The following is a 24,318-nucleotide window of genomic DNA, read 5'->3' as shown; positions in this document are numbered from 1 at the left end:
GGAGAATTTCGAGCACATGACATCCCGATTCGGCTTTCACCCAGTCGCTCTCGGCGTGCGGTTCATCCTGGAGTTGATGGCCCTGGTGTGCTTCGGGATCTGGGCTTGGCATGTGTCGCCCGCCGCTCTGCGGTACGTCGCCGCGGTCGCCGTTCCGCTGGCCGTTGCCGCGCTGTGGGGGGTGTTCGCCACCCCGGGTGACGCGTCCCGGTCCGGAGAGACAGTGATCGCGACCCCCGGGCCGCTGCGGTTCCTGCTGGAGCTGGCCGTCTTCTTCGGCGGTGCGGCGGCGCTTTACGCGGCTGGAGTACGCGTCCCTGCGGCTGTGCTGGCCGGGGTACTGGTGGTGTACCACGTTCTGTCGTGGGACCGGGTGTTGTGGTTGCTCAAGCACTGAGACCGCGCACCGCGCCCCTGAACACGCTCGGGCCCACCGTCCGCACGGTGGGCCCGAGTCGCTCACATCAGACCGTCGTCCACCACACCGTCGTGTCCGCCGGCAGCTTCGCCTCGTCCTCCGCGACCGTCACCTCGGCGCTGGCGACCAGGATCTCGCCGTACGCCGGGATCGTGACCGCCTCGCCGCCGGTGTTCGCGACGCACACGAAGTCGCCGCGCCGGAAGGCCAGGACGCCCTGCGGCGCCCTCAGCCACTCGACACAGTCGCCCGCACCGAGGCCGGGGTGTTCGCGCCGGGCCGTGAGCGCGGCGCGGTACAGCTCCAGGGTCGAGCCAGGTGTCCCGGTCTGCGCCTCCACACTCAGCTCGGCCCACTCCCCCGGCTGCGGAAGCCAGGAGCCGCCCGCGCCGAACCCGTACGAGGCGCCCTCGCGGGTCCACGGGATCGGCACCCGGCAGCCGTCGCGGAAGCCGTCCTGGCCGGCGCCACGGAAGTACGCGGGGTCCTGGCGGACCTCGTCCGGGAGGTCGACGACGTCCGGGAGGCCCAGCTCCTCGCCCTGGTAGACGTACGCCGAACCGGGCAGCGCCAGCATGAGGAGGGTGGCCGCGCGGGCCCTGCGCAGGCCCAGCGCGCGGTCTCCGGCGAGGCGGATCTGTGTGCCGAGTCCGGGCTCGTTGGCGAAGCGGGTGGCGTGGCGGGTGACGTCGTGGTTGGAGAGGACCCAGGTGGCGGGGGCGCCGACCGGGCGCATGGCGTCCAGGGTGCGGTCGATGACGGCCTTCAGCTCGGCCGCGTCCCAATAGGTGGCCAGGTACTGGAAGTTGAAGGCCTGGTGGAGTTCGTCCGGGCGGACGTAGTTCGCCGTGCGCTCGATGGTGGGGGTCCACGCCTCCGCGACGAAGATCCTCTCCCCCGCGTACTCGTCGAGGATCACGCGCCACTGCCGGTAGATCGCGTGGACGCCGTCCTGGTCGAAGAACGGCATGACATCGTTGCCCAGCAGCTTGACCTGGTCGTGGGTTCCCAGGTCCGGGAGGCCCTCCGCCTTCACCAGGCCGTGTGCGACGTCGATACGGAATCCGTCGACGCCCATGTCGAGCCAGAACCGCAGGACCGAGCGGAACTCGTCCCCGACGGCCGGGTGTTCCCAGTTGAAGTCGGGCTGCTCCGGCGCGAAGAGGTGCAGGTACCAGTCACCGGGCGTGCCGTCGGGTTCCGTGATCCGCGTCCACGCCGGGCCGCCGAAGACGGACTCCCAGTCGTTGGGCGGGAGTTCGCCGCGCTCGCCCTTGCCGGGGTGGAAGTGGTAGCGGTCCCGCAGGGGTGAGCCGGGGCCTTCCTCGACCGCCCGCTTGAACCACTCGTGCTGGTCGGAGGAGTGGTTGGGGACCAGGTCGACGATGATCCTCAGGTTCAGTCCGTGGGCGTACCGGATCAGCGCGTCGGCGTCCAGGAGGGTGCCGAACATGGGGTCCACGGCCCGGTAGTCGGCGACGTCGTAGCCGGCGTCGGCCTGCGGGGAGGCGTAGAACGGGCTGAGCCAGACGGCGTCGACGCCCAGGTCGCGCAGGTAGGGCAGCCGGGATCGTACGCCTTCCAGATCGCCCATGCCGTCGCCGTTGCTGTCGGCGAAGCTGCGGGGGTACACCTGGTAGATCACGGCGTCGCGCCACCAGTCGGGGGTGGCGGCGACGGGGGTGGAAGTCGGGGCCGGAGCGGTGGAGTGCTGGCTCATAGCGTCCTTGATGTGTAACGGAGTTCGGGGCATCGGGCGTTTCTGCGGTGTGTGCGCTGCGGGTGCGCTGTGGCTGGTCGCGCCCCGCGGCGGAGCCGCAGATCGACACAGCCCCCGCGCCCCTTCGGGGCTCGGGAGTTTTACGCGGGACGGGGGGTCAGCCCTTGGTGCCGCCCGCCGTGAGGCCTGCCACCAGGTTTTTCTGGACCAGGTAGAAGAAGGCCGAGACGGGTATCGCGACCAGTACCGCGGTGGCGGCCATCAGGTTGCGCTGGGCGTCGTGCTCACTCACGAAGCTCTGCAGGCCGACCGCGAAGGTGTACTTCGTGTCCGACAGCATGAACGTCGAGGCGAACGCGACCTCGCCGAAAGCGGTGATGAAGCTGTAGAACGCGGCGACCGCCAGGCCCGGTTTGGCCAGCGGCAGGATCAGCCGCGCGAAGGTGCCGAAGGGGGTCAGCCCGTCGACGCGTCCCGCCTCGTCGATCTCGAAGGGGATCGTGTCGAAGTATCCCTTGAGCAGCCACGCGCAGTAGGGCACGGCCGTCGAGCAGTAGACGAGGACCAGACCGAGATAGCTGTCGATGAGTCGGAGGTCCGAGAGGATCTCGTACATCGGCACGATGAGTACGGCGATCGGGAACATCTGGGTGACCAGCAGCACCCACATGAACTTGCGGTAGCCGGGGAAGCGCATCCGCGAGACCGCGTATCCAGTGGTCGCCGCGACCATCACCCCGATGACCGTCGTCCCGAGCGAGACGATCAGCGAACTCTTCATCCAGTCGAAGAAGTTGGTGTGCTGGAGGACGAACGCGTAGTTGTCGAACGTCCTCTTGTCCCAGATGCGCCCGGGGTGGAGGTAGTCGTCCTTGTCCGGGCCGAGGGACAGGAAGAGCAGCCAGGCGATCGGGAAGAGCGCGATCAGGCTTGCGACGGTCAGGATGCCGTGGGAGGCGAGGGTTGCGGCGAGGCCGCGCCGGCCGCGTCGTACGAGCTGCGGAGCGGCGACCGGATCGGCCGGGTCTGCCGGGTCCGGCTGCGCGGACTTCTGAACTGTCGTGGCACTCATGGGGGTTGGCACTCCTGCCTCAGAACGCGAGCTGCTGCTCATCGCGGTTCAGCCAGCGGCGGTAGAAGGAGGTGAAGACGATCAGGATGGCCAGCAGCAGCATGCCGTAGGCCGCCGACTGGGCGAAGTCGCGCGGCTGTTGGCCGAAGCCGAGGTAGTAGGCCCAGGTGACGAGGATCTGCGCGTCCGGGGCGGTGCTGCCGAACAGCAGGAAGATGACGGCGAACTGGTTGAACGTCCAGATGACGCCGAGGAGTACGACGGTGGAGCTGACCGAGCGCAGGCCCGGCAGGGTGACGTACCAGAACCGCTGCCAGGCGTTCGCACCGTCCATGTCCGCCGCCTCGTACAGCGTGGCGTCGATGGACTGGAGGCCGCCGAGCAGCGAGACCATCATGAACGGCACCCCGCACCATGTGTTGACCATGATCGCGGCGAACCGCTGCCAGAAGGTGTCCTCCAGCCACAGCGGCGCGGGCAGGTGCGCGGCGTCGAGCATCGTGTTGATGATGCCGCCGTCGGCGAGCATGAACCGCCAGCCGAAGACGGTGACGAAGGTGGGTACGGCCCACGGCAGGACCAGGATCAGCCGGTAGAAGGTGCGCCCGCGCAGCTTCTGGTTGAGCAGGAGCGCCAGACCGAGGCCGATCGTGTAGTGCAGGGCCACGCAGAGCGCGGTCCAGGCGATCGTCCAGATGAAGTGCGACCAGAAGCGGTCGTACGCGGTGTCGCCCCACAGGATGTCGGCGTAGTTGTCGAAACCGATGAACTTGTAGGTGGCGTCGATGTGGTTGACGCCGATCGTGCGGGCCGAGTTGAGGCTGTTGGCGTCCGTGAGCGTCAGATAGAGGCCGCGCACGAGCGGGTAGAGCACGAGTCCGCCGAGCACGACGACCACGGGCGCGATCATCGCGTACGCGTACCAGTACTTCTGGTAGGCGTGCTTGAGGCGATCGAGCCGTCCGGGACGCTGCCCGGGCTCGCCCCGGCGCTTGCCGGTCGCGCGGTCGATGGCGACTGTCATGGTTCGACACCTTCTGGAAGGTCCTGGAAGACCAGGGAGTACGGCGGACGGGCCGACGACCGCCGGAACTGTCCCCCGGATGCGACTGGGCAGTTCCGACGGCCGGTCGGGGTCATTTGCTGAAGTCCGGGACCAGCTTGGCGATCGCGGTCTCCGCGTTGCCGAGGCCCTTGTCGAGGGACTCCTTGCCGCCCGCGATCTGCGCCAGCTCGGTGTCGAGCGGAGCCCACAGGGAGCTGTACTCGGGCAGCGCCGGGCGCGGCTGGGCGGCGGGGAGGACGCTCTGGTAGCCGGCGAGGCCCGGGTCGGCCTTGATCTCGGCGGTGTAGGCGTCGTCGCGGGTGGGCAGCGTGGAGTTCTTCAGGGCGATCTGCGTCTGGGACTTCGCGGAGGTCATGAAGTTGACGAACTTCAGGGCCGCCTTCTGGTGCGCGGCGTCCGAGCCCGCGTACACGGAGAGGTTGTGGCCGCCGGTCGGGGCGCCCGCCTTGCCGCTGGAACCGGCCGGCACGGGGGCGACACCGAGGTTGGCCTTGTCCTTGAACGCGGTGCCCTTGTAGAAGTTGGTGATCTCCCACGGGCCCTGGACGATCGCGGCGACCTTGCCGGTGACGAACGCGTCCTGGATGTGGGCGTAGGCGTCGGCGGTGGTGTCCGCCTTGTGCAGGCCCTTGCCGTCGAAGAGGCCGAGCCAGGTGCCGTAGGCCTTCTCGGCGGGGGCCGAGTCGACGGTGATCTTCTTGGCGGCGGCGTCGACGGTGTCGGTGCCCTCGCCGTAGAGGAAGCTCTGCGCGTAGTAGGCCTGGGTGGAGCCCCAGTAGCCATCGACGCCGGTCTTCGCCTTGATGGTGGCGGCGGCCGTCTTCAGGTCGGCCCAGGTCTTCGGCGCCCCGGTGAGGCCGGCCTTCGCGAAGAGCGCCTTGTTGTAGACGAGCGCGAGGGTGTCGGTGACGATCGGGACGCCGTACGTCTTGCCTTCGTACGTGGCCTGTTCGATCAGGCTGGGCTGGAACTTGGCCTTGTCGGTCAGGGCGTCGGTGCCGTCGAGCGGCAGCAGGAAGCCCTTCTTGGCGAAGGCGGGGGTCCAGCCGACCTCGGAGCGCAGGACGTCCGGGGCGCCGGAGGCTCCGGCGGCGGTGTCGAACTTGTTCTGCGCCTGGTCGAAGGGCACGTTGACGTACGTGACCTTGACGTCCTTGTTGGCGGCCTCGAACTCCTTGACCAGGGCCTGGTAGGTCGGCGCCTCGTTGGTGGCGTTGGAGGTGTCCCACCAGGTGATGGTGACCGGACCGTCGGCCTTGTCACTGCCGCTGTCGTCTCCGCCGCAGGCCGTCGCCGCGAGGGCGAATGACGCCACCAGCGCGGTGGCCGCTATGCCACGCCGCATGAGTTCTCCTTGAGGGTGAAAGCCCGTGTACGGGCGGAAACGGGCCCGTCCACCGTTTCCGCCGAGTTGTCGGCCGCTCCGTTGCCGCCGCCGGGCGACGTGAACGTAACAGCGATGTAAGCGCGACGAAAGACCTTGCAGCAAAAAAATGCAAGAACCAACGCCGGTTACCGTCCCGTGACCCGCCGAATCCTGCCCGACGTTCACTCGATCCCCTGTTCCGCCACTCCCCAGCGGGATCGGGGGCACTTGTGCAAGACTCTGCAAGTCCTTGCCAGACACGCCCGTTCAGGCGCCCGCCTGGGGTACATCAGGCGCCCGCCAGACCCACGTCGGACCTAGAGGTCAGACCCACGCCAGACCCACGAGGGAGCGCGATGACGCAGCAACCCGCAGCGGCGAGCGGCCGTCCCGGCCGGTCGGCGGGCCGTTCGACGGCCCGTCCCCGGCGCCCGTTCGGTGGGCAAGGCGAGGGCCGGCCGGTACAGTCCAGCCCTGTGACCACACGGCTTGCGGACATCGCCGCCCAGGCGGGGGTGAGCGAAGCGACAGTCAGCCGGGTCCTGAACGGGAAGCCGGGCGTCGCCGCCACCACCCGCCAGACCGTCCTCGCCGCCCTCGACGTACTGGGCTACGAGCGCCCGGTCAGGCTGCGCCAGCGCAGCGAGGGCCTGGTGGGCCTCATCACCCCGGAGCTGGAGAACCCGATCTTCCCGGCGCTGGCGCAGGTCATCGGCCAGGCCCTGACCCGGCAGGGCTACACCCCGGTCCTGGCCACCCAGACGCCCGGCGGCTCCACGGAGGACGAGCTGACGGAGATGCTCGTCGACCGGGGCGTGGCCGGCATCATCTTCGTCTCCGGTCTGCACGCCGACACCTCCGCCGACATGCAGCGCTACGAGCAACTGCGCGCCCAGGGCGTGCCGTTCGTCCTCGTGGACGGCTTCTCGCCCAAGGTGCAGGCGCCGTTCATCTCCCCCGACGACCGCGCGGCGATGCATCTCGCGGTCACCCACCTCGTCTCCCTCGGCCACACCCGTATCGGCCTGGCCCTCGGCCCGAAGCGTTTCGTGCCGGTGCAACGCAAGATCGAGGGCTTCACGCGGACGATGCAGGATCTGCTGGGCCTGACGGCACAGGACGTCGAGACGCGGTTCGTGCAGCACTCGCTGTACACCCTGGAGGGCGGTCAGGCGGCGGCCACGGCGCTCATCGACCGTGACTGTACGGCGGTGGTGTGCGCGAGCGACATGATGGCGCTGGGCGCGATACGGGCGGCCCGCCAGCGCGGCCTGGAGGTCCCCCGGGACGTCTCGGTCGTGGGCTTCGACGACTCCCCCCTCATCGCCTTCACCGACCCGCCCCTCACCACGGTCCGCAAGCCGGTCCCGGCGATGGGCCAGGCCGCCGTACGCACCCTGCTCGAGGAGATCGGCGGTACGCCTGCCCCGCACAGCGAGTTCGTGTTCATGCCGGAACTGGTGGTCCGGGGTTCGACGGCCTCGGCGCCCGGGGACCGTACCCGCCCCTGAGGCCCCCCTGCATCTCCCGTATCTCCTGTATCTCCGCTCATCCCCAGGGCGGAGAATGCCCCCGGTTCGGCCAGTGCCCTGGTAGCACTCCGGGCCGCCTCCCCCTACGTAGGACGTGCGGGCCGGACAGGACCAGGGGATGATCTGGGAGGGGACCGTATCTGGCAGACTCTGTGTCCATGGGTGAGACGACCGTGACAACCAGGGCAGGCCACGACCGGGCCGCTCCACATTCCGTCACGGACGAAACGGCGGAGGGGAACGACCGCGTGGTCAAGGGACTCCTGCGCCGGGCGCGTACGCCACGTCGGCCGCGACTCTGGTTCGAAATCCTTTTGATCGCGATCAGTTACTGGACGTACTCGCTGATCCGCAACGCCGTGCCGGAGCAGAAGGCGGAGGCGCTGCGCAACGCGGACTGGCTCTGGAAGCTCGAGCACACCCTGGGCATCGCCGTCGAGGAATCGGTCAACCACACGGTCAATTCGGTGACATGGCTGATCGTGGGCATGAACTACTACTACGCCACACTGCACTTCATCGTCACTCTCTGTGTCCTGGTGTGGCTGTACCGTAGTCACCCGGGCCGCTACGCGGCGACACGTCTGACCCTTTTCGCGACTACGGCGGTGGCCCTGGTCGGTTACTACCTGTACCCGCTGGCTCCACCCCGCCTGATGAACGGCGGCGACTTCGTCGACACGGTGCTGGTCCACCACACCTGGGGTTCGATGGCCTCCGGTGACCTCAAGCACATGTCGAACCAGTACGCGGCGATGCCGTCGATGCACATCGGCTGGTCGACCTGGTGCGGTCTGACGATCTTCGCCCTGGCGAGCGTCCCCTGGGTGCGTGTGCTGGGGCTGCTCTACCCGGTGGCCACCCTCGTGGTGATCGTCGCCACCGCCAACCACTTCTGGCTGGACGCGGTGGGCGGCCTCATGTGCCTGGCCTTCGGCTTCCTGGTCGCCCGCCTCTGGTACGGCACGCTCCCGTACGCCCTCCCGAAACTGGTCCCGGCGCGGGGACGGGGCGGCCCGCTGCTCCCGCTCAAGCCATAAGGGGACTGGGCCCGGCTTCCTACACCGAGGCCGCCCCGTAGAACAGCGTCTCCACGACGCCACGAGCCCGCCGTGTGGTCCGCCGGTACGCGTCGATCATGTCGCCGACATGACCCGGCCCGTACCCCAGGTACCGTCCCACCGCGCCCAGCTCACGCCCGTCCGAGGGGAAGGTGTCCCCGGCCCGGCCGCGCACCAGCATCACGGCGTTGCGCACCCGGGTGGCCAGGACCCACGCCTCGTCGAGTATCGCCGCGTCCTCGACCGAGATCAGTTCGGCGGCGCAGGCGGCGGCGAGGGCCTCGCGGGTACGGGTCGTCCGCAGCCCCGGTTCGGCCCACCCGTGCTGGAGCTGCAGCAACTGGACGGTCCACTCCACGTCCGAGAGGCCGCCCCGCCCGAGCTTGGTGTGCAGGGTGGGATCGGCGCCGCGAGGCATCCGCTCCGACTCCATACGCGCCTTCAGGCGCCGGATCTCCCGTACCGCCTCGTCGCCCAGCCCCTCCGCCGGGTAGCGCAGCGGAGCGATCAGGTCGATGAAGCGGCTGCCCAACTCAGGGTCTCCGGCGACGACTTCGGCCCGCAGCAGCGCCTGGGACTCCCAGCCGAGGGACCAGCGGCGGTAGTACGCCTCGTACGACGTCAGGGTCCGGACCATCGGCCCCGACTTGCCCTCCGGGCGCAGATCCGCGTCGATGAGCAACGGCGGGTCGGAGCTGGGCATTTGGAGCAGCCGCCGCATCTCGGACACCACGGCGTTCGCGGCCTTGGCGGCCTCGTGCTCGTCGACGCCCTCCCGGGGTTCGTGCACGAACAGGACGTCGGCGTCGGAGCCGTAGCCCAGCTCGTGTCCGCCGAAGCGGCCCATGCCGATCACCGTGAACCGGGTGGGCAGGGTGTCCCCCCAGCCGTCCCGCACGACCGCTCGGAGCGTCCCGGACAGGGTCGCCGCCGTGAGGTCGGAGATCGCACCGCCGACCTGGTCCACCAGGGCGCCCTGGTCGGCCTCGGCGGGCGACTGTTCGGTGCCGTAGGAGCCGACGATGTCGGCGGCGGCCGTACGGAACAGCTCGCGCCGCCGGACCCCGCGCGCCGCGTACACGCCCTGTTCGCCGGTTTCGGCGCGGCCGACGGCGGCCAGTATCTCCTGCTCCAGGTGGGCGCGTTCGCGTGGCTCCAGCCCACCCGCCCCGTCGCCGTCGCCGAGCAGTGAGACGGCCTCCGGGGCCCGCATCAGCAGGTCGGGGGCGAGGCGCCCGGCGGACAGGACACGGGCCAGGTTCTCGGCGGCGGCCCCTTCGTCCCTCAACAGCCGTAGATACCAAGGGGTTCGGCCCAGCGCGTCCGACACCTTGCGGAAGTTGAGCAGTCCGGCGTCCGGGTCGGCGGAGTCGGCGAACCAGCCCAACAGGACGGGCAGCAACGTCCGTTGGATGGCCGCCTTCCGGCTCACCCCGCTGGCCAGCGCCTCCAGGTGCCTGAGTGCGGCGGCCGGATCGGCGTACCCGAGGGCGACGAGCCGTTCCCGCGCGGCGACGGTGCTCAACCTGGTCTCGCCGGGGGCGAGTTGGGCGACGGCGTCGAGCAGCGGCCGGTAGAAGAGCTTCTCGTGCAGCCGTCGTACGACGGACGCGTGCCGTTTCCACTCCCGGTTCAGCTCGGCCACCGGATCGGTGCGCAGGCCGAGGGAGCGCCCGATGCGTCGTAGATCTGCCTGGTCCTCGGGGACGAGGTGGGTGCGCCGCAGCCGGAACAGCTGGATCCGGTGCTCCATGGAGCGCAGGAACCGGTAGGCGTCGTCGAGTTGCACGGCGTCCGAGCGCCCGACGTATCCGCCGGCGGCGAGGGCGCCCAGCGCGTCCAGGGTGGTGCCGCTGCGCAGGGAGGTGTCGGCGCGCCCGTGCACCAACTGGAGGAGCTGCACGGCGAATTCGACGTCGCGCAGGCCGCCCGGCCCGAGTTTCAGTTCCCTCTCCACCTCGGCGAGGGGGATGTTCTCGACGACGCGGCGGCGCATCTTCTGCACGTCGACGACGAAGTTGTCGCGCTCGGCGGCGTGCCACACGAGCGGGGCGAGCGCGGCGACGTACGCCTCCCCCAGTTCGACGTCACCGGCGACCGGGCGGGCCTTCAGCAGCGCCTGGAACTCCCAGGTCTTGGCCCAGCGCTGGTAATAGGCGAGGTGGCTGCTGAGGGTGCGCACCAGTGGCCCGTTGCGGCCCTCGGGGCGCAGATTGGCGTCGACGGGCCAGATGCTCCCCTCGATCGTGGTCTCGGAGCAGATCCGCATGAGGTGCGAGGCGAGGCGGGTGGCGGCCTGCAGCGCCTTGCCCTCGTCGGCCCCGTCGGCGGCCTCACCGACGAAGATGACATCGACGTCGGACACGTAGTTGAGCTCGTGGCCACCGCACTTGCCCATGGCGATGACGGCCAGCCGGCACAGTGCGGCGTCGTCGGGCGCGGCGGCCCTGGCGAGGGCGAGGGCGGCGCGCAGGGTCGCGGTGGCGAGGTCGGCGAGTTCGGCGGCGGTCTGGGCGAGGTCGGTGGTGCCGCACACGTCGCGGGCGGCGATGGACAGCAGGCAGCGCCGGTAGGCGACGCGCAGTGACACGGGGTCGGTGGCCTCGGCGAGCCCGCGCTCGAACTCCTCCACCCCGGGGTGGAGATCCCGGGGCTCGTACATGGCGAGCGCCTGCCAGTCGCGTGGATGCCGGATCAGGTGGTCGCCGAGGGCGGCGGAGGCGCCGAGCACGCCGAGCAGCCGGTCGCGCAGGGGTTTGGCGGCTATCAGCGTGTCGAGCAGCTCGTGCCGGGCGGTGCGGCCGTCCTGCGCCTCGACGAGCCGGACGAGCCCGTGCAGCGCGAGATCCGGATCGGCGGTCGCGCCCAGCGCGTCGAGCAGGACCGGGTCGTCCCGCAGGGGCGCGAGCTCGGCGCTGTCGAGGAGCCGCTCGGCGGCGGAGGGATCGGTGAAGCCGTGCCGCAGCAGCCGCGTGAAGGTACTGCTCCTGCGCCCCGGCGCCATCATCCTGGGCCTTTCCGTCGGACCATCGGATCAAGGTCGTACGTCCACGAGCGTAACCGGAGAGGCCGTGGGAAGCGCCGGACGGACCGGAGCGATGTCCTCGCTGGTCGGAATGGTGGCTTCCGCCGTCACCATGGCCGTTTCGGTGGCGGCGGGCACGGTTTTCGGCTTCGGTAAGGGGGGACCGGCGGCCGGACGCGCCGGCGGTTCGTCTGACGTCCCCGTCAAGGGGTTGTGATGGCGATCTGGAGGACCAGCGATGCAGTACACGTTCGAAGTCGTCCCGCTGCCCGTGAGTGACATCGACCGGGCCCGGGACTTCTACCGTGACAAGGCCGGTTTCCACGTCGACATCGACCAGGAGGTGATGCCGGGGATGCGGATCGTCCAGCTCACGCCGCCGGGCTCGGGCTGTTCGATCGCCCTCGGCGACAGGATCTGGGAGATGGTGGACGGACCGACGCCCGCACCGGGCTCCTACCAGGGCCTCCAGCTGTGCGTCGCCGACATCAAGGCGGCCCGCGCCGAGCTGGTCGAACGCGGCCTGGAGGTGTCGGAGCCGATGCAGTTCTCACCGGACGACGGCGCCACGTTCATGTACTTCAAGGACCCGGACGGCAACGGCTGGGCGATCCAGGAGTACCGCCGGCGGGCCACGCAGCCACTGCACGCGCTGCTGAGCGACCTGGCGGCCGACGCGGGATAGCTTTCCCCGTGTTCCGCTGTTCCCGGGGCCGCGCCCGCGGCCCCGGGACGTCCCGGGGCCGGACGGGCCAGACCCCGCCCCTTGCCCGCCATCGTTTCTCTCCCCGTGCGGCACACCGTAGGGCCGACGGTCCACGACCGTCGGCCCTACGTGATGTTGTCTCGAAAAAGCCCTCTGACCTGCGCCTACAGCACCGGTCCTACAGCACCGGCAGGCTCTTGCGCAGCTCGAACGCCGTGACCTCGGAGCGGTACTCCTCCCACTCCTGGCGCTTGTTGCGCAGGAAGAAGTCGAAGACGTGCTCGCCGAGGGTCTCGGCGACCAGTTCGCTGCGCTCCATGAGGGTGAGCGCCTCGCCCAGGTTCTGCGGAAGCGGCTCGATGCCCATCGCGCGGCGCTCCGCGTCGGAGAGGGCCCAGACGTCGTCGTCGGCGCCCGGCGGGAGCTCGTAGCCCTCCTCGATGCCCTTGAGGCCGGCGGCCAGCAGGAGGGCGTACGCCAGGTAGGGGTTCACGCCCGAGTCCAGGGAGCGGACCTCGACGCGCGCCGAGCCCGTCTTGCCGGGCTTGTACATCGGGACGCGGACGAGGGCCGAGCGGTTGTTGTGGCCCCAGCAGATGTACGAGGGGGCCTCGCCGCCGGCGCCCGCGGTGCGTTCCGAGCCGCCCCAGATGCGCTTGTAGGAGTTCACCCACTGGTTGGTGACCGCCGCGATCTCCGCGGCGTGCTTCAGCAGGCCCGCGATGAAGGAGCGGCCGACCTTGGAGAGCTGGTACTCCGAGCCCGACTCGTAGAACGCGTTGCGGTCGCCCTCGAAGAGCGAGAGGTGGGTGTGCATGCCGCTGCCGGGGTGCTCGCTGAACGGCTTCGGCATGAACGTCGCGTGGACGCCCTGCTCCAGCGCCACCTGCTTCATGACCAGGCGGAACGTCATGATGTTGTCGGCCGTGGAGAGCGCGTCCGCGTACCGCAGGTCGATCTCCTGCTGGCCTGGGGCGCCCTCGTGGTGCGAGAACTCGACCGAGATGCCCATGGACTCCAGCATGGTGATCGCCTGGCGGCGGAAGTCCTGGCCGACGTGGGTCGGGGTGTGGTCGAAGTAGCCGGAGTTGTCGGCCGGGGTCGGGCGGCTGCCGTCCAGCGGCTTGTCCTTCAGGAGGAAGAACTCGATCTCCGGGTGGGTGTAGAAGGTGAAGCCCAGGTCGGAGCCGCGGGTGAGGGCGCGCTTGAGGACGTAGCGCGGGTCCGCGAAGGACGGCGAGCCGTCCGGCATGAGGATGTCGCAGAACATCCGGGCGGTGCCGGGGGCCTCCGCGCGCCACGGGAGGATCTGGAACGTCGACGGGTCCGGCTTGGCGATCATGTCGGACTCGTATACGCGAGCGAATCCCTCGATCGCGGAGCCGTCGAATCCGATGCCCTCGTCGAAGGCCTGCTCCAGCTCCGCCGGGGCCACGGCCACGGACTTGAGGAAGCCCAGCACGTCCGTGAACCACAGCCGGACGAACCGGATGTCACGCTCCTCCAACGTCCGGAGCACGAACTCCTGCTGCTTGTCCATCTTCCGCTTCCCCATCCTTGCTGGTCAGGCCGCCTGTCTCCCGCACCACGGAAGGCGGTCGGGCACCTGAGCATGACACCACAAAAGCATTTCGCGCGCGTTGCGCACCTTGATCGTCCGGCCGAAGCCGGAGTGAACGCCCCGCGTACGGCAGGTATCCCGTCCTGCACCTCATCTTGCCTGTTCGCGGCGACATCCGTAATGGGTGATTCCTGACCGGAACCGTTGCGGACCGTCGCGGATTACGATCAGTGGCCACGGATTACGATCAGGGACCGGTACGACTGACCGGCCGACCGACCGCCCCTTTCCCCAGAAGGATCGATCCCATGGGTTCCGCCAAGAAGAGCGCCAACGACACTGGCAGCGCGGCGCGCAAGGCGCGCATAGAGGAGATGCGGCGCGCCGAGCGCTCGCGTGAGCTCCGGAACCGGATCCTCACCATCAGTGTGAGTGTCGTCATAGTGGCCGGCCTGGTCGTCGGCGCGACCCTCCTCGTGCGCAAGCAGTCCGACGACAAGGACACCGCGGCGACCGACATCAAGGGCGCGGGCAAGTTCGTCACGGGCGCGGACGGTGTGAAGACCTGGAACAAGAAGCTCACCCAGAACCACGTCACGAAGACCGTGCGCTACCCGATGGAGCCCCCGGTCGGCGGTGACCACAACCAGGTCTGGATGAACTGCAACGGCGACGTCTACACCAAGGCGATCAACCCCATGAACGCCGTGCACTCGCTGGAGCACGGCGCCGTGTGGGTGACGTACAACAGCAAGGCGTCGAAGAGCGACATCGACGCCCTCGCGGCCAAGGTGAAGAAGACGCCGTACTCGCTGATGAGCCCGGACGACAAGCAGGCGGACCCGATCATGCTGTCCGCCTGGGGCAAGCAGCGCACGGTGAGCAGTGCCACCGACCCGAACGTGGACAAGTTCTTCGAGGAGTTCGTCCAGGGCAAGCAGACCCCGGAGCCGGGTGCCGCCTGCACGAACGGACTGGCCCAGTGAGGCGGGCGCCCTGGATCGCCGCTGCCGCCGCGACGGCGCTCGTCGCGACCGGCGCGATCACCTACGCGTTCGCCGACAGCGACGACAACGGGACGACGGTGCCCGCCGCCGACTCTGCGGACGCGGGCTTCGCCCGGGACATGGCGGTCCACCATCAGCAGGCCGTCGAGATGTCGTACATCGTGCGCGACCGGACGGGCAACGAGGAGATCCGGCGGCTCGCGTACGACATCTCGCAGACGCAGGCCAACCAGCGCGGCATGCTGCTGGGCTGGCTCGACCTGTGGGAGCTGCCGAAGGTGTCCTCGGCCGCGCCCATGAGCTGGATGGACATGGCGGGCATGGCCGACGGCAAGGACGGCGCGCTGATGCCGGGCATGGCCACCAACACCGAGATGACGAAGCTCGGCAAGCTGAGCGGCAAGCAGGCCGAGGTCTTCTATCTCCAGCTGATGACCAGGCACCACCAGGGCGGTGTCCACATGGCGCAGGGGTGTGTGGAGCGGTGCGAGGTCGGGGTGGAGAAGCGGCTCGCGCAGGGCATGGTCAACGCGCAGGAGTCGGAGATCTCCCTGATGGCGGGGATGCTGAAGGAGCGGGGCGCGACGGCGAGTTCGTAGGGGCGGCGGCTCGGCAGGGCCGGTTCTTGGCCGAGCCGCGCGGGGTTCATCGGACGTAAGCCGCAAATCGCTTGCGCATACGTTCCCTTGGGGGCTTCTTGGTAAACCCATTCCCCTCGGATTCCCCTGGCATGAACAGTTCATCGCGAGAGTTGCGAACGGCGAGTGATCACTCGTCTTGCTCGCGTTGAACCGCATCAGGGGGTTCCATGAGATCCACTCGCGCCATCGCGCGCGCCGGTGTGAGCCTGGCAGCGACACTGCCTCTGCTCGCCGGCGCGCTGGCGCTCGGCATTCCCGCGGCCCATGCCGCGGACGCCCCGAGCCGGGACACGCTCGCCGGCACCAGGCCCGCGTGGGCCACCGCCAAGGCGGACAAGGGAGCCACGTCCGACAGCTCCAAGGTCTCCGCCCGGGTCTACCTGGCCGGCCGGAACGCGGCCGGGCTGACCGCGTACGCGAACGCGGTCTCCGACCCCAGGTCCGCCTCGTACGGCAAGTACCTCACCGCCGCGCAGGTCCAGCGGCGTTTCGGGGCCTCCCCGGCCCAGGTCGCCGCCGTCAAGGCGTGGCTGAAGTCGGCGGGCCTCGAGGTCACCGGCGTCACGGCCCACTACGTCACGGTCACCGGTGACGTGGCCGCCGCCGAGAAGGCCTTCAGCACGCAACTGCACAACTACGCCAAGGGCACGAGGACGTACCGGGCGCCCGCGAAGGCCGCGTCCGCGCCGGAGAGCCTGAACGGTGCCGTCCTGACCGTCACGGGTCTGGACAACGCCCCGCACACGGCGACCCACGACGACACGCTGCCGGCGCCGGACGCGGTGTTCCGCAACTCGGGGCCGTTCTCCACGTACTTCGGCTCGAACACCGCCGCCACGCTGCCCACGGCGTACGGCGTCCAGATCCCGTACGCCGTCGAGGGCTACACCGGCAAGCAGTTGCGGGCCGCGTACGGCGCGGGCAGCTGGACCGGCAAGAAGGTGCGCGTCGCCATCACCGACGCCTACGCCTCGCCGTACATCGCCGGTGACGCCGCCACCTACGCGGCCAAGCACGGCGACGCCGCCTACCGCAGCGGCCAGTTCAAGCAGGTCCTGCCGAAGAACTACACGCACACCGAGGACTGCGGCGCCGCCGGCTGGTACGGCGAGGAGACCCTCGACGTCGAGGCCGTGCACGCGGTCGCGCCGGGCGCCGACATCACGTATGTCGGCTCCACGTCCTGCAACGACGACGACCTGCTCGACGCGCTGAGCAAGGTCGTCGACAACCACCTCGCCGACATCGTCTCCAACTCGTGGGGCGGCACCGAGGCCACGCAGACGCCCGCTCTCGCGGCCGCCTACGACCAGGTGTTCAAGCTCGGCGCGGTCCAGGGCATCGGCTACTACTTCTCCTCCGGCGACGACGGCGACGAGGTCGCCAACACCGGAAAGAAGCAGGTCGACAGCCCGGCCAACTCGGCGTGGGTGACCGCGGTCGGCGGTACCTCGCTGGCGGTGGGCAAGAACGACAAGTACCTGTGGGAGACCGGCTGGGGCACCCAGAAGGCCACGCTGGCGGCCGACGGCAAGAGCTGGACGAACTTCCCGGGCACCTTCAACTCGGGTGCGGGCGGCGGCACCAGCGCGACGGTCGCCGAGCCGTTCTACCAGCGGGCTGTCGTCCCGAAGTCGCTGGCCACGGCCAACAGCGCGGCCGGCAACCGTGTCGTCCCCGACATCGCGGCGATCGCCGACCCGAACACCGGCTTCAAGGTCGGCCAGACGCAGACCTTCCCGGACGGATCGTTGCAGTACAGCGAGTACCGCATCGGCGGCACCTCACTGGCCGCGCCGGTCATCGCGGCTGTCCAGGCGCTGGCCCAGGAGGCGCGCGGCGGCACGCCGATCGGCTTCGCCAACCCGGCGATCTACGCCAAGTGCCTCTCGGAGGCCTACCACGACGTCACCGACCACCCGACCGGCTCCGACCTGGCCGTGGCCCGCGTCGACTTCGTCAACGGCTTCGACGCCGCCGAGGGCCTGACCACCTCGGTGCGCAGCCTCGGCAAGGACAGCTCACTGTCCGCGGTCCGGGGCTACGACGACGTCACCGGCGTGGGCAGTCCCAAGAGTGGCTATATCGAGTCGTACCGGCGTCGCTGAGTCAGCGACGCGCTCCCGCCCGCCCCCGGACCGTCAACGTCCGGGGGTGGGCTTTTTCGTGGTCCGAAGTCGGGGCGGGTAAGTAATCCGCAAGAGAACGTGAAGTCCTTTTTACCATATTCAAGGTATGCGAACTTGATCTTCACAGTTGATCAAACGTACCGTTTCACTGAAATCCTTCTCCCAGGAAACCGAAAAAGGAATCAAGTGACACGACTGAGATCGCGCGCCGCCATGTTCGCATTCACCTTGCCTATCGCCACGCTCACCATTTCTGGCAGCACCATCGGAAATGCGCAGGCGGCATGCACCGCGGCCACGCACGACACCGTGAGCCCCGGTTGCGGCGGTCCGAGCCCGACGCCCACCCCGGCCGCCTCGCCTTCGCCGAGCCCCTCGTCGACGGGCGTTTCCGGGGTGAGCATGGGAAGCGACGGGTGGATCACCTACTCGGACTCGGAGACGTCCCGGTTGGGCGTGACGGGCACCGTCACCACGATCAACGGCACCGTGCAGAGCGACGGCACCTGCCAGTTCGACTACGACTTCACCGGTTCGTCGAGCTCCCCCGTCTACCAGCAGGAGCTCGGCTACAACCCGTCCACCTGTCAGGAGCGGGTCCTCACCGGCTCCATCTCCGCTGCCGACGAAGCCTCGCTGACCTCTCCCACGGACACCAACGACGTGGCGGAGACGCCTCAGGCGTCCACCTTCAGCGGAGACGCGAGCGCGGCCGTCAGCCCGGTGGCGCAGCCCTACAACAACACCGGGGCGGCCCAGTCGGGGGCGGCGACCCCGGACAGCGCCTCCTACAGCAACGCGCACACCAAGACGGCCTGGATCGATCCCGTCAACATCACCATCACTTCGCTGACCAGCAATCTTCGCTGGCCTCTGTACGGTGCCGGCGGCAGCCTCAACGCCCGCAACAACGCCTACAAGTTCAAGTACGACGGATGGTCCACCTCCGGCACGCCCACCCCGAGGATCGGCACCGTGAGCGGCGGTTGGGGTACCGGCGGCTCCGAGACCTTCAGGAACAACGACTTCGAGCAGTACGTGATCGGGATATTCGGCCCGTCCGGCTATGCCGCCTGCGGCTTCAGCACCGCCACGGCCGTGTTCAAGCACAACGTGCACATCAACGGCTACCGCAACGGCAGCTACAAGTCCACGTGGAGCGACAGCAAGGCGGGCGGCTGCTCGAACCTGGTGCACCACCGCACCTCCAACGGCTTCGGATGGACGTCCTGACCCATGCGCCCGACAACCGGCTCGTCCCGCACACCGCGTCGCAGGCGCGTCGGCACCTGGAGCGTCGCCTCAGCCGTCCTCGTCCTCGCGGCAACCGGGTGCAGCTCGCCCGGGACGTCCGCCACCCCTGACCCCTCCGGGCCGGCCACCGGCATGACGGCCACGTCCCCGGGACCGGTGGCACAGGCATACTCGACGGCCCTCTTCTCGGGACACTTCGACCAGGCGGCGACCTTCGTACGCCCGACGGACCGGGGAATTCTCAAGGTTCTGTTCGCCGGCATGTCCCAGTCCTCCGTCCGGGCCGACGGGTTGGGCATCGGGGCGGTGCACACGAAATCAACCTCCGGGACGGTGGTCCTCACCGGGAGGATGTGCAGCTCCGGAACGGTGCCGAAAGGGGCAACAGTAAGCCCCCACCAGAACGAGAAATGCGTGGAGAACAAAAAGCCGAACAGCACCGATCCGGCTTTCAATGTGTCCGTGTGCAAGACCTCAGGAAAGTGGTACGTATGCTTCCCTGGGTTTGACAAAGCCGCACACCCTGGTTCCACCCCGAAGTAAGAAAGAAAATAACTGCTGCTGATTTCCGGACCGCATGAGCGCGGTCCGGAAATCAGGAGTACAACGGGCCAAGGCTTGGCTACACGCGGGGCGGACGGGCTCCTCGACCCCTTCGCTCGATCATGAGGAAGATCACGAAACCCGCGAAGAACACGAGCGCGCCGCCGATGAGGAACGGCAGGGGGGTGTACTCGTCGGTGCAGGTCTGCCCGCCCGACGACGAACGGCAGACTGTTCCCGGGCCACCCCGGTTCAGGTAGGCGAGATAGAAAAGTGGCAGCGCCAGACCGGTGAGAGCCCCGACGACGGCGTTCCGCGGCCCCTTCCACAGCAGGAGCCCCGCGGCCCCGGCGGCCAGGACGAGGAAGACCAGCCCCACCGACAGGATGGCCGCGAGTCCGGCGGCCACGCACACGCCCACCGCGAGCCACGCCAGGAACCATCCCCAGTCCGACCTGCGGCCCGCACGGTCCACCTGTGCCCTGTTGTACGCCATATCCCTCATTGAAGACGCAGCCATCACATCCGGGCAACGCACTTCAAAATCCCATTGCCATACCTTCGCGGAGAGATAACCCCAAGCGCCTTACGACGAGCCCGACTTGTGTCATGTGACCGGAAAATCACCACTCGATTCCCCGGGCCGGCGTGGGGCGGCCCACACCCCACCCCACCCCATCGCGTCGCATTGACGATTACACTTGGCGGCGTGCCTCAACTACGTCTCGCCCTGAACCAGATCGACTCGCGCGTCGGCGACCTCGCCACGAACGCCGACTCGGTCCTCCGCTGGACCCGGCACTCCGCCGAGCAGGGAGCGCACCTGGTGGCGTTCCCGGAGATGGTGCTGACCGGGTATCCCGTCGAGGACCTCGCCCTGCGCTCCTCCTTCGTGGAGGCGTCCCGCGCGGCCCTGCGCTCTCTCGCCGCGCGCCTCGCCGACGAGGGCTTCGGCGAGCTGCCGGTGGTCCTCGGCTACCTCGACCGGTCCGAGACCGACCTGCCGAAGTTCGGCCGCCCGGCCGGCTCCCCGCGCAACGCGGGCGCGGTCCTGTACGGCGGCGAGGTGCTCCTGACGTACGCCAAGCACCACCTCCCGAACTACGGCGTCTTCGACGAGTTCCGCTACTTCGTGCCGGGCGACACCATGCCCGTACTGCGCGTGCACGGCGTCGACGTGGCGCTCGCGATCTGCGAGGACCTCTGGCAGGACGGCGGCCGGGTCCCGGCGGCGCGCTCCGCGAGGGCGGGCCTGCTGCTCTCGATCAACGCCTCCCCGTACGAGCGCGACAAGGACGACACCCGGCTGGAACTGGTCCGCAAGCGCGCCCAGGAGGCGGGCTGCACGACCGCCTACCTGGCGATGGTCGGAGGCCAGGACGAGCTGGTGTTCGACGGGGACTCGATCGTCGTCGACAAGGACGGCGAGGTGATCGCACGGGCCCCGCAGTTCACCGAGGGCTGCGTGGTCCTGGACCTGGAGCTGCCGGCCGCCCTGGCCGACGCCCCGACGGGCGTGGTCGACGACGGCCTGCGCATCGACCGCGTGGTCCTGTCCGAGGAAGCGCTTCCGGCGTACGAGCCCGAGCTGACGGGCGCGTACGCGGAGCGTCTGGACGACGACGAGGAGATGTACTCGGCGCTGGTGGTGGGCCTGCGCGCGTACGCCACGAAGAACGGCTTCAGGTCGGTGCTGATCGGCCTGTCCGGCGGCATCGACTCGGCGCTGGTCGCGGCGCTCGCGTGCGACGCGGTGGGCGCGGAGAACGTGTACGGCGTGGCGATGCCGTCGAAGTACTCCTCCGACCACTCGATCGGCGACGCGGAGGAACTGGCCCGGCGCACGGGCCTCAACTTCCGTACGGTGTCGATCGAGCCGATGTTCGACGCGTACATGGGCTCGCTGGGCCTCACCGGCCTGGCCGAGGAGAACCTCCAGTCCCGCCTGCGAGGCACGATGCTGATGGCGATCTCCAACGAGGAGGGGCACATCGTGCTGGCGCCGGGCAACAAGTCGGAACTGGCGGTGGGTTACTCGACTCTGTACGGCGACTCGGTGGGCGCGTACGGCCCGATCAAGGACGTGTACAAGACGTCGATCTTCCGCCTCGCCGAGTGGCGCAACCGCGCGGCCGTGGAACGGGGGCAGACTCCGCCGATCCCGGAGAACTCGATCACGAAGCCGCCGAGCGCGGAGCTGCGCCCGGGGCAGATCGACACGGATTCCCTCCCGGACTATCCGGTACTGGACGGGATCCTGGAGCTCTACGTGGACCGCGACTCGGGTGCCGACGCGATCGTGGCGGCCGGGTACGACGCGGAGTTGGTGACTCGGGTGCTGCGGATGGTGGACACGGCGGAGTACAAGCGGCGCCAGTACCCGCCGGGCACGAAGATCTCGGCGAAGGGCTTCGGGAAGGACCGGCGGCTGCCTATCACGAATGGGTGGCGGGAGTCGGTGTAGGGGCTGCGCCGGGCGCGACGGTCACGCCCGCGCTACAGGGGGGCGGATCTTCCCCGCCTCCCTGACTGGCGAGCAGACCTCGGCTCTGCCAGTCGTTGCGGACCACGTACGCGATCTTGAGGACCACGAGCAGCCCATGGCAGGCTCATTCCGCATGATCGACGAATTCGCGAAAGACAACCTGCACGGGAGACTGCGGCGGGACCGCCAGGCGCTGCTCTGGAAGCTCGACGGCTTGTCCGATTACGACGCCCGTCGGCCGTTGACAGCGACCGGGACCAACCTCCTCGGCCTGGTCAAACACGTGGCCACCGTCGAGGCCAGGTACTTCGGCGAGGTCTTCGACCGACCTTCCCCGGAACCGCTGCCCCGGTGGCAGGACTCCGACGGCAGCGATCTGTGGGCAGCCGAGGACGAGACCCGCGATCAGATCATCGGGTTCTACCGGCGCACATGGGAACACTCGGACGCGACGATCAACGAGCTTCCCCTCGACGCCCCCGGCCACGTGCCGTGGTGGCCGGAGCCGTATCCCAACACGAACCTGTTCGCCATCATGGTCCATGTCCTCGGCGAGTCCATCCGGCATGCCGGGCACGCCGACATCCTGCGCGAGGGCCTCGACGGCCGGACCGGGGTGCGCGCCGAACACGAGCAGCAGATCGACGAGGAAGCCCGTGCGGCCTACCGCGCGAAGATCGAACAGGCCGCCAGATCGGCCGCGCCGGCCAAGACTCAGAGGCCCTGACAGAACTTGTCGACCACCCGCTCCCCTGCTCGTTCGGAATATCGAGCAATTCATTCGGTTCGGCATGTCGACCACAACCCGTTCGACATCTCGACCGAATTTCCCCACACCCCTTTTCGGCGCGGAAATTTGACGACCTATTGGTCCGCGCTTGACGAGTTGTTAGCGCTCGCATACGACTCACGCCGGAAACGTTGACGCAACTTCACGCCGGAGCCATACTGGCGACCACCTGACCTCCAGATATGCCCGGCTCGCCCTGAAGTCCCGTACCACAGCCTCCTTCTGAGCTTCACAACTGTTATCGCCCACAATCCTGATCCACCGTCAGGCAGAGGTGCATTCCCCCCGCCCTCGCCGAAGTTTCCACCCCCTTCAGATCATTCGGGCAGCGGCATCTTCGGTTATTTGCCTTGCCCTTGAGAAACGGAGATCAACGATGATTTCTCTTTCACGTCGTCAGCGCCTGAGAGGAATACTTCTCTCGGTCGGCGCGACCGTCGCGGTGCTCGCCGGCCTTCTGGTCGGCGGCGCCGGTCCGTCGCAGGCCGCCACCTCGCTCCCGTGCGACATCTACGCCGCCGCCGGCACCCCCTGCGTCGCCGCGCACAGCACCACGCGCGCCCTCTACGCCTCGTACAGCGGCGCCCTCTACCAGGTCAAGCGGGCCTCGGACTCCGCGACGACCAACATCGGCACCCTCTCCGCGGGCGGCTACGCCAACGCGGCGGCGCAGGACTCCTTCTGTTCCGGGACCACCTGCGTCATCACGCAGCTCTACGACCAGAGCCCCCAGCACAACAACCTCACCGTCGAGGGCCCCGGCGGCAACGGCGGGCAGGACGTCGGCGCCATCGCCAACGCGCTGCCGGTGACAGTGGGCGGGCACGCGGCCTACGGGATCTTCGTGTCGGCCGGCGTCGGCTACCGCGACAACAGCACGACGGGCGTCGCCACCGGGAGCAAGCCTGAGGGCATGTACATGGTGACCAGCGGCCACCATGTGAACAACCGGTGCTGCTTCGACTACGGCAACGCCGAGACGTCGGGCAACGACACCGGCAACGGTCACATGGACGCGCTCAACTTCGGTACGGAGTGCTGGTTCTCGTGTTCCGGCGCCGGATCGGGCCCCTGGGTCGAGGCCGACCTCGAGAACGGGCTCTTCTTCGGGGCGAACGGGTCCCACCCGAGCAACACCGGCAACAGCAGTGAGTTCGTCACGGCGCTGCTCAAGAACAACGGCACGACGACCTATGCGATCAAGGGCGGCAACGCGCAGTCAGGGGCGCTGACCACCTGGTACGACGGTGCGCTGCCCAACCTGGGCGGATACACGCCGATGCAGAAAGAGGGCGCCATCGTCCTCGGCACCGGCGGTGACAACAGCAACGGCTCCGACGGCTCCTTCTTCGAGGGCGTCATGACCGCCGGCTACCCGACCGACGCCGCCGACAACGCCGTACAGGCCAACATCACCTCCGTCGGCTACACCACCCCGGCCGCCGGCTTCCCCGTCGCCGGCACCGCCTACCGGCTGACCAACACCAACTCGGGCAAGGTCCTGGACGCGGTGAACTGCGGTACCGCCAACGGGACGTCGATCGACATCTGGTCCTCGCTCGGCAACACCTGCCAGCAGTGGAAGTTCGCCGGTGCGGGCAACGGCCACTACACCATCACCAACGTCAACAGCGGCACGGTCCTGGACGACAAGAACTGCGGTCAGTCCAACGGCACGGCCGTCCAGCTGTGGGCGTCGCTCGACAACCGCTGCCAGCAGTGGGACGTCACCCACGTGGGCAGCCACTACACGATCACCAACGTCAACACCGGCATGACGCTGGACGTGGCGAACTGCGGACAGGCCAACGGCACCGCGGTCCGCCAGTGGCAGCAGCTCGACAACACCTGCCAGCAGTGGGACATCGCCCCCTGAGGCGCGATCGGCTCCACGTCGAAGGCCTGCCGGGCATCCACAGCCCCGGCAGGCCTTCGGCCGCGC

General features: G+C 68.9%; 19 protein-coding genes. 11 read left to right on the top strand and 8 right to left on the bottom strand.

The window, feature by feature from the left end; all coding sequences use genetic code 11:
- Positions 1-16: 16 nt before the first annotated feature.
- Entirely contained in the window at positions 17-397 is a 381-nt protein-coding gene (locus ADL01_RS30520; RefSeq protein WP_053745239.1) for a YrdB family protein, read from the top strand.
- 67 nt (positions 398-464) lie between these two features.
- Here the strand turns inward: ADL01_RS30520 and ADL01_RS30515 are convergent, their stop codons facing one another.
- From ADL01_RS30515 to ADL01_RS30500, 4 genes are all read right to left on the bottom strand, one after another.
- Positions 465-2,138 carry a glycoside hydrolase family 13 protein gene (locus ADL01_RS30515; RefSeq protein WP_053745238.1) on the bottom strand — a complete coding sequence of 558 codons (1,674 nt, stop codon included), beginning with the start codon at positions 2,136-2,138 and terminating at the stop codon, positions 465-467.
- Positions 2,139-2,295: 157 nt separating this feature from the next.
- Positions 2,296-3,210, bottom strand: coding sequence for a sugar ABC transporter permease (locus ADL01_RS30510; protein WP_053745237.1), 915 nt, complete (start codon positions 3,208-3,210; stop codon positions 2,296-2,298).
- Positions 3,211-3,229: 19 nt separating this feature from the next.
- Positions 3,230-4,234, bottom strand: coding sequence for a carbohydrate ABC transporter permease (locus tag ADL01_RS30505; RefSeq protein WP_053745236.1), 1,005 nt, complete (start codon positions 4,232-4,234; stop codon positions 3,230-3,232).
- A 112-nt stretch (positions 4,235-4,346) separates the two neighbouring features.
- Positions 4,347-5,621, bottom strand: a complete 1,275-nt coding sequence (locus ADL01_RS30500; protein ID WP_053745235.1) for an extracellular solute-binding protein — start codon at positions 5,619-5,621, stop codon at positions 4,347-4,349.
- A 497-nt stretch (positions 5,622-6,118) separates the two neighbouring features.
- On the opposite strand from ADL01_RS30500, the gene ADL01_RS30495 reads away from it, so the two are divergent.
- A complete protein-coding gene (locus ADL01_RS30495; RefSeq protein WP_053745234.1) occupies positions 6,119-7,153 on the top strand; it encodes a LacI family DNA-binding transcriptional regulator in 1,035 nt (344 codons plus the stop codon).
- 179 nt (positions 7,154-7,332) lie between these two features.
- On the top strand, positions 7,333-8,214 hold the full coding sequence (locus ADL01_RS30490) for a phosphatase PAP2 family protein (protein ID WP_063783604.1): 882 nt from the start codon (positions 7,333-7,335) through the stop codon (positions 8,212-8,214).
- Positions 8,215-8,233: 19 nt separating this feature from the next.
- Here ADL01_RS30490 and ADL01_RS30485 read toward each other — a convergent pair whose 3' ends face one another.
- The gene (locus ADL01_RS30485) at positions 8,234-11,242 is read right to left on the bottom strand and encodes a bifunctional [glutamine synthetase] adenylyltransferase/[glutamine synthetase]-adenylyl-L-tyrosine phosphorylase (protein ID WP_053745232.1); all 3,009 of its coding nucleotides are present in this window, start codon (positions 11,240-11,242) and stop codon (positions 8,234-8,236) included.
- A gap of 256 nt (positions 11,243-11,498) precedes the next feature.
- On the opposite strand from ADL01_RS30485, the gene ADL01_RS30480 reads away from it, so the two are divergent.
- The gene (locus tag ADL01_RS30480) at positions 11,499-11,945 is read left to right on the top strand and encodes a VOC family protein (RefSeq protein ID WP_053745231.1); all 447 of its coding nucleotides are present in this window, start codon (positions 11,499-11,501) and stop codon (positions 11,943-11,945) included.
- Positions 11,946-12,144: 199 nt separating this feature from the next.
- On the opposite strand, the gene ADL01_RS30475 is transcribed toward ADL01_RS30480, so the two are convergent.
- Complete coding sequence (locus ADL01_RS30475) at positions 12,145-13,506, bottom strand: glutamine synthetase family protein (RefSeq protein ID WP_053745245.1); 1,362 nt, start codon at positions 13,504-13,506, stop codon at positions 12,145-12,147.
- Between the two features lie 329 nt (positions 13,507-13,835).
- Between ADL01_RS30475 and ADL01_RS30470 the strand changes: the two genes are divergently transcribed.
- The 3 genes from ADL01_RS30470 (at position 13,836) to ADL01_RS30460 (ending at position 17,283) form a co-directional block, all read left to right on the top strand.
- On the top strand, positions 13,836-14,513 hold the full coding sequence (locus ADL01_RS30470) for a DUF3105 domain-containing protein (RefSeq protein ID WP_053745230.1): 678 nt from the start codon (positions 13,836-13,838) through the stop codon (positions 14,511-14,513).
- Entirely contained in the window at positions 14,510-15,133 is a 624-nt protein-coding gene (locus tag ADL01_RS30465; protein WP_053745229.1) for a DUF305 domain-containing protein, read from the top strand. Before ADL01_RS30470 ends, ADL01_RS30465 begins: the two co-directional genes overlap by 4 nt.
- 209 nt (positions 15,134-15,342) lie before the next feature.
- On the top strand, positions 15,343-17,283 hold the full coding sequence (locus tag ADL01_RS30460; RefSeq protein WP_053745228.1) for a S53 family peptidase: 1,941 nt from the start codon (positions 15,343-15,345) through the stop codon (positions 17,281-17,283).
- Between the two features lie 203 nt (positions 17,284-17,486).
- Here ADL01_RS30460 and ADL01_RS30455 read toward each other — a convergent pair whose 3' ends face one another.
- The gene (locus ADL01_RS30455) at positions 17,487-17,708 is read right to left on the bottom strand and encodes a hypothetical protein (protein WP_053745227.1); all 222 of its coding nucleotides are present in this window, start codon (positions 17,706-17,708) and stop codon (positions 17,487-17,489) included.
- Between ADL01_RS30455 and ADL01_RS30450 the strand changes: the two genes are divergently transcribed.
- Positions 17,707-18,537: a hypothetical protein gene (locus ADL01_RS30450; protein WP_053745226.1), complete on the top strand. Its 831-nt coding sequence runs from the start codon at positions 17,707-17,709 to the stop codon at positions 18,535-18,537. The two genes, ADL01_RS30455 and ADL01_RS30450, sit on opposite strands and share 2 nt — an antisense overlap.
- A gap of 643 nt (positions 18,538-19,180) precedes the next feature.
- Here the strand turns inward: ADL01_RS30450 and ADL01_RS30445 are convergent.
- The gene (locus ADL01_RS30445; protein ID WP_053745225.1) at positions 19,181-19,597 is read right to left on the bottom strand and encodes a hypothetical protein; all 417 of its coding nucleotides are present in this window, start codon (positions 19,595-19,597) and stop codon (positions 19,181-19,183) included.
- Positions 19,598-19,810: 213 nt separating this feature from the next.
- Between ADL01_RS30445 and ADL01_RS30440 the strand changes: the two genes are divergently transcribed.
- The 3 genes from ADL01_RS30440 to ADL01_RS30430 all read left to right on the top strand — a co-directional run bounded on the left by ADL01_RS30440 (position 19,811) and on the right by ADL01_RS30430 (position 24,252).
- Positions 19,811-21,565: an NAD+ synthase gene (locus tag ADL01_RS30440; RefSeq protein ID WP_053745224.1), complete on the top strand. Its 1,755-nt coding sequence runs from the start codon at positions 19,811-19,813 to the stop codon at positions 21,563-21,565.
- Positions 21,566-21,719: 154 nt separating this feature from the next.
- Entirely contained in the window at positions 21,720-22,313 is a 594-nt protein-coding gene (locus ADL01_RS30435) for a DinB family protein (protein WP_053745223.1), read from the top strand.
- Between the two features lie 439 nt (positions 22,314-22,752).
- Positions 22,753-24,252: an arabinofuranosidase catalytic domain-containing protein gene (locus ADL01_RS30430; RefSeq protein WP_053745222.1), complete on the top strand. Its 1,500-nt coding sequence runs from the start codon at positions 22,753-22,755 to the stop codon at positions 24,250-24,252.
- Positions 24,253-24,318 lie beyond the last annotated feature (66 nt).

Source organism: Streptomyces sp. NRRL WC-3618 (assembly GCF_001280005.1).
GTDB lineage: Bacteria > Actinomycetota > Actinomycetes > Streptomycetales > Streptomycetaceae > Streptomyces.
This window is presented reverse-complemented; position numbering and strand designations above follow the sequence as displayed.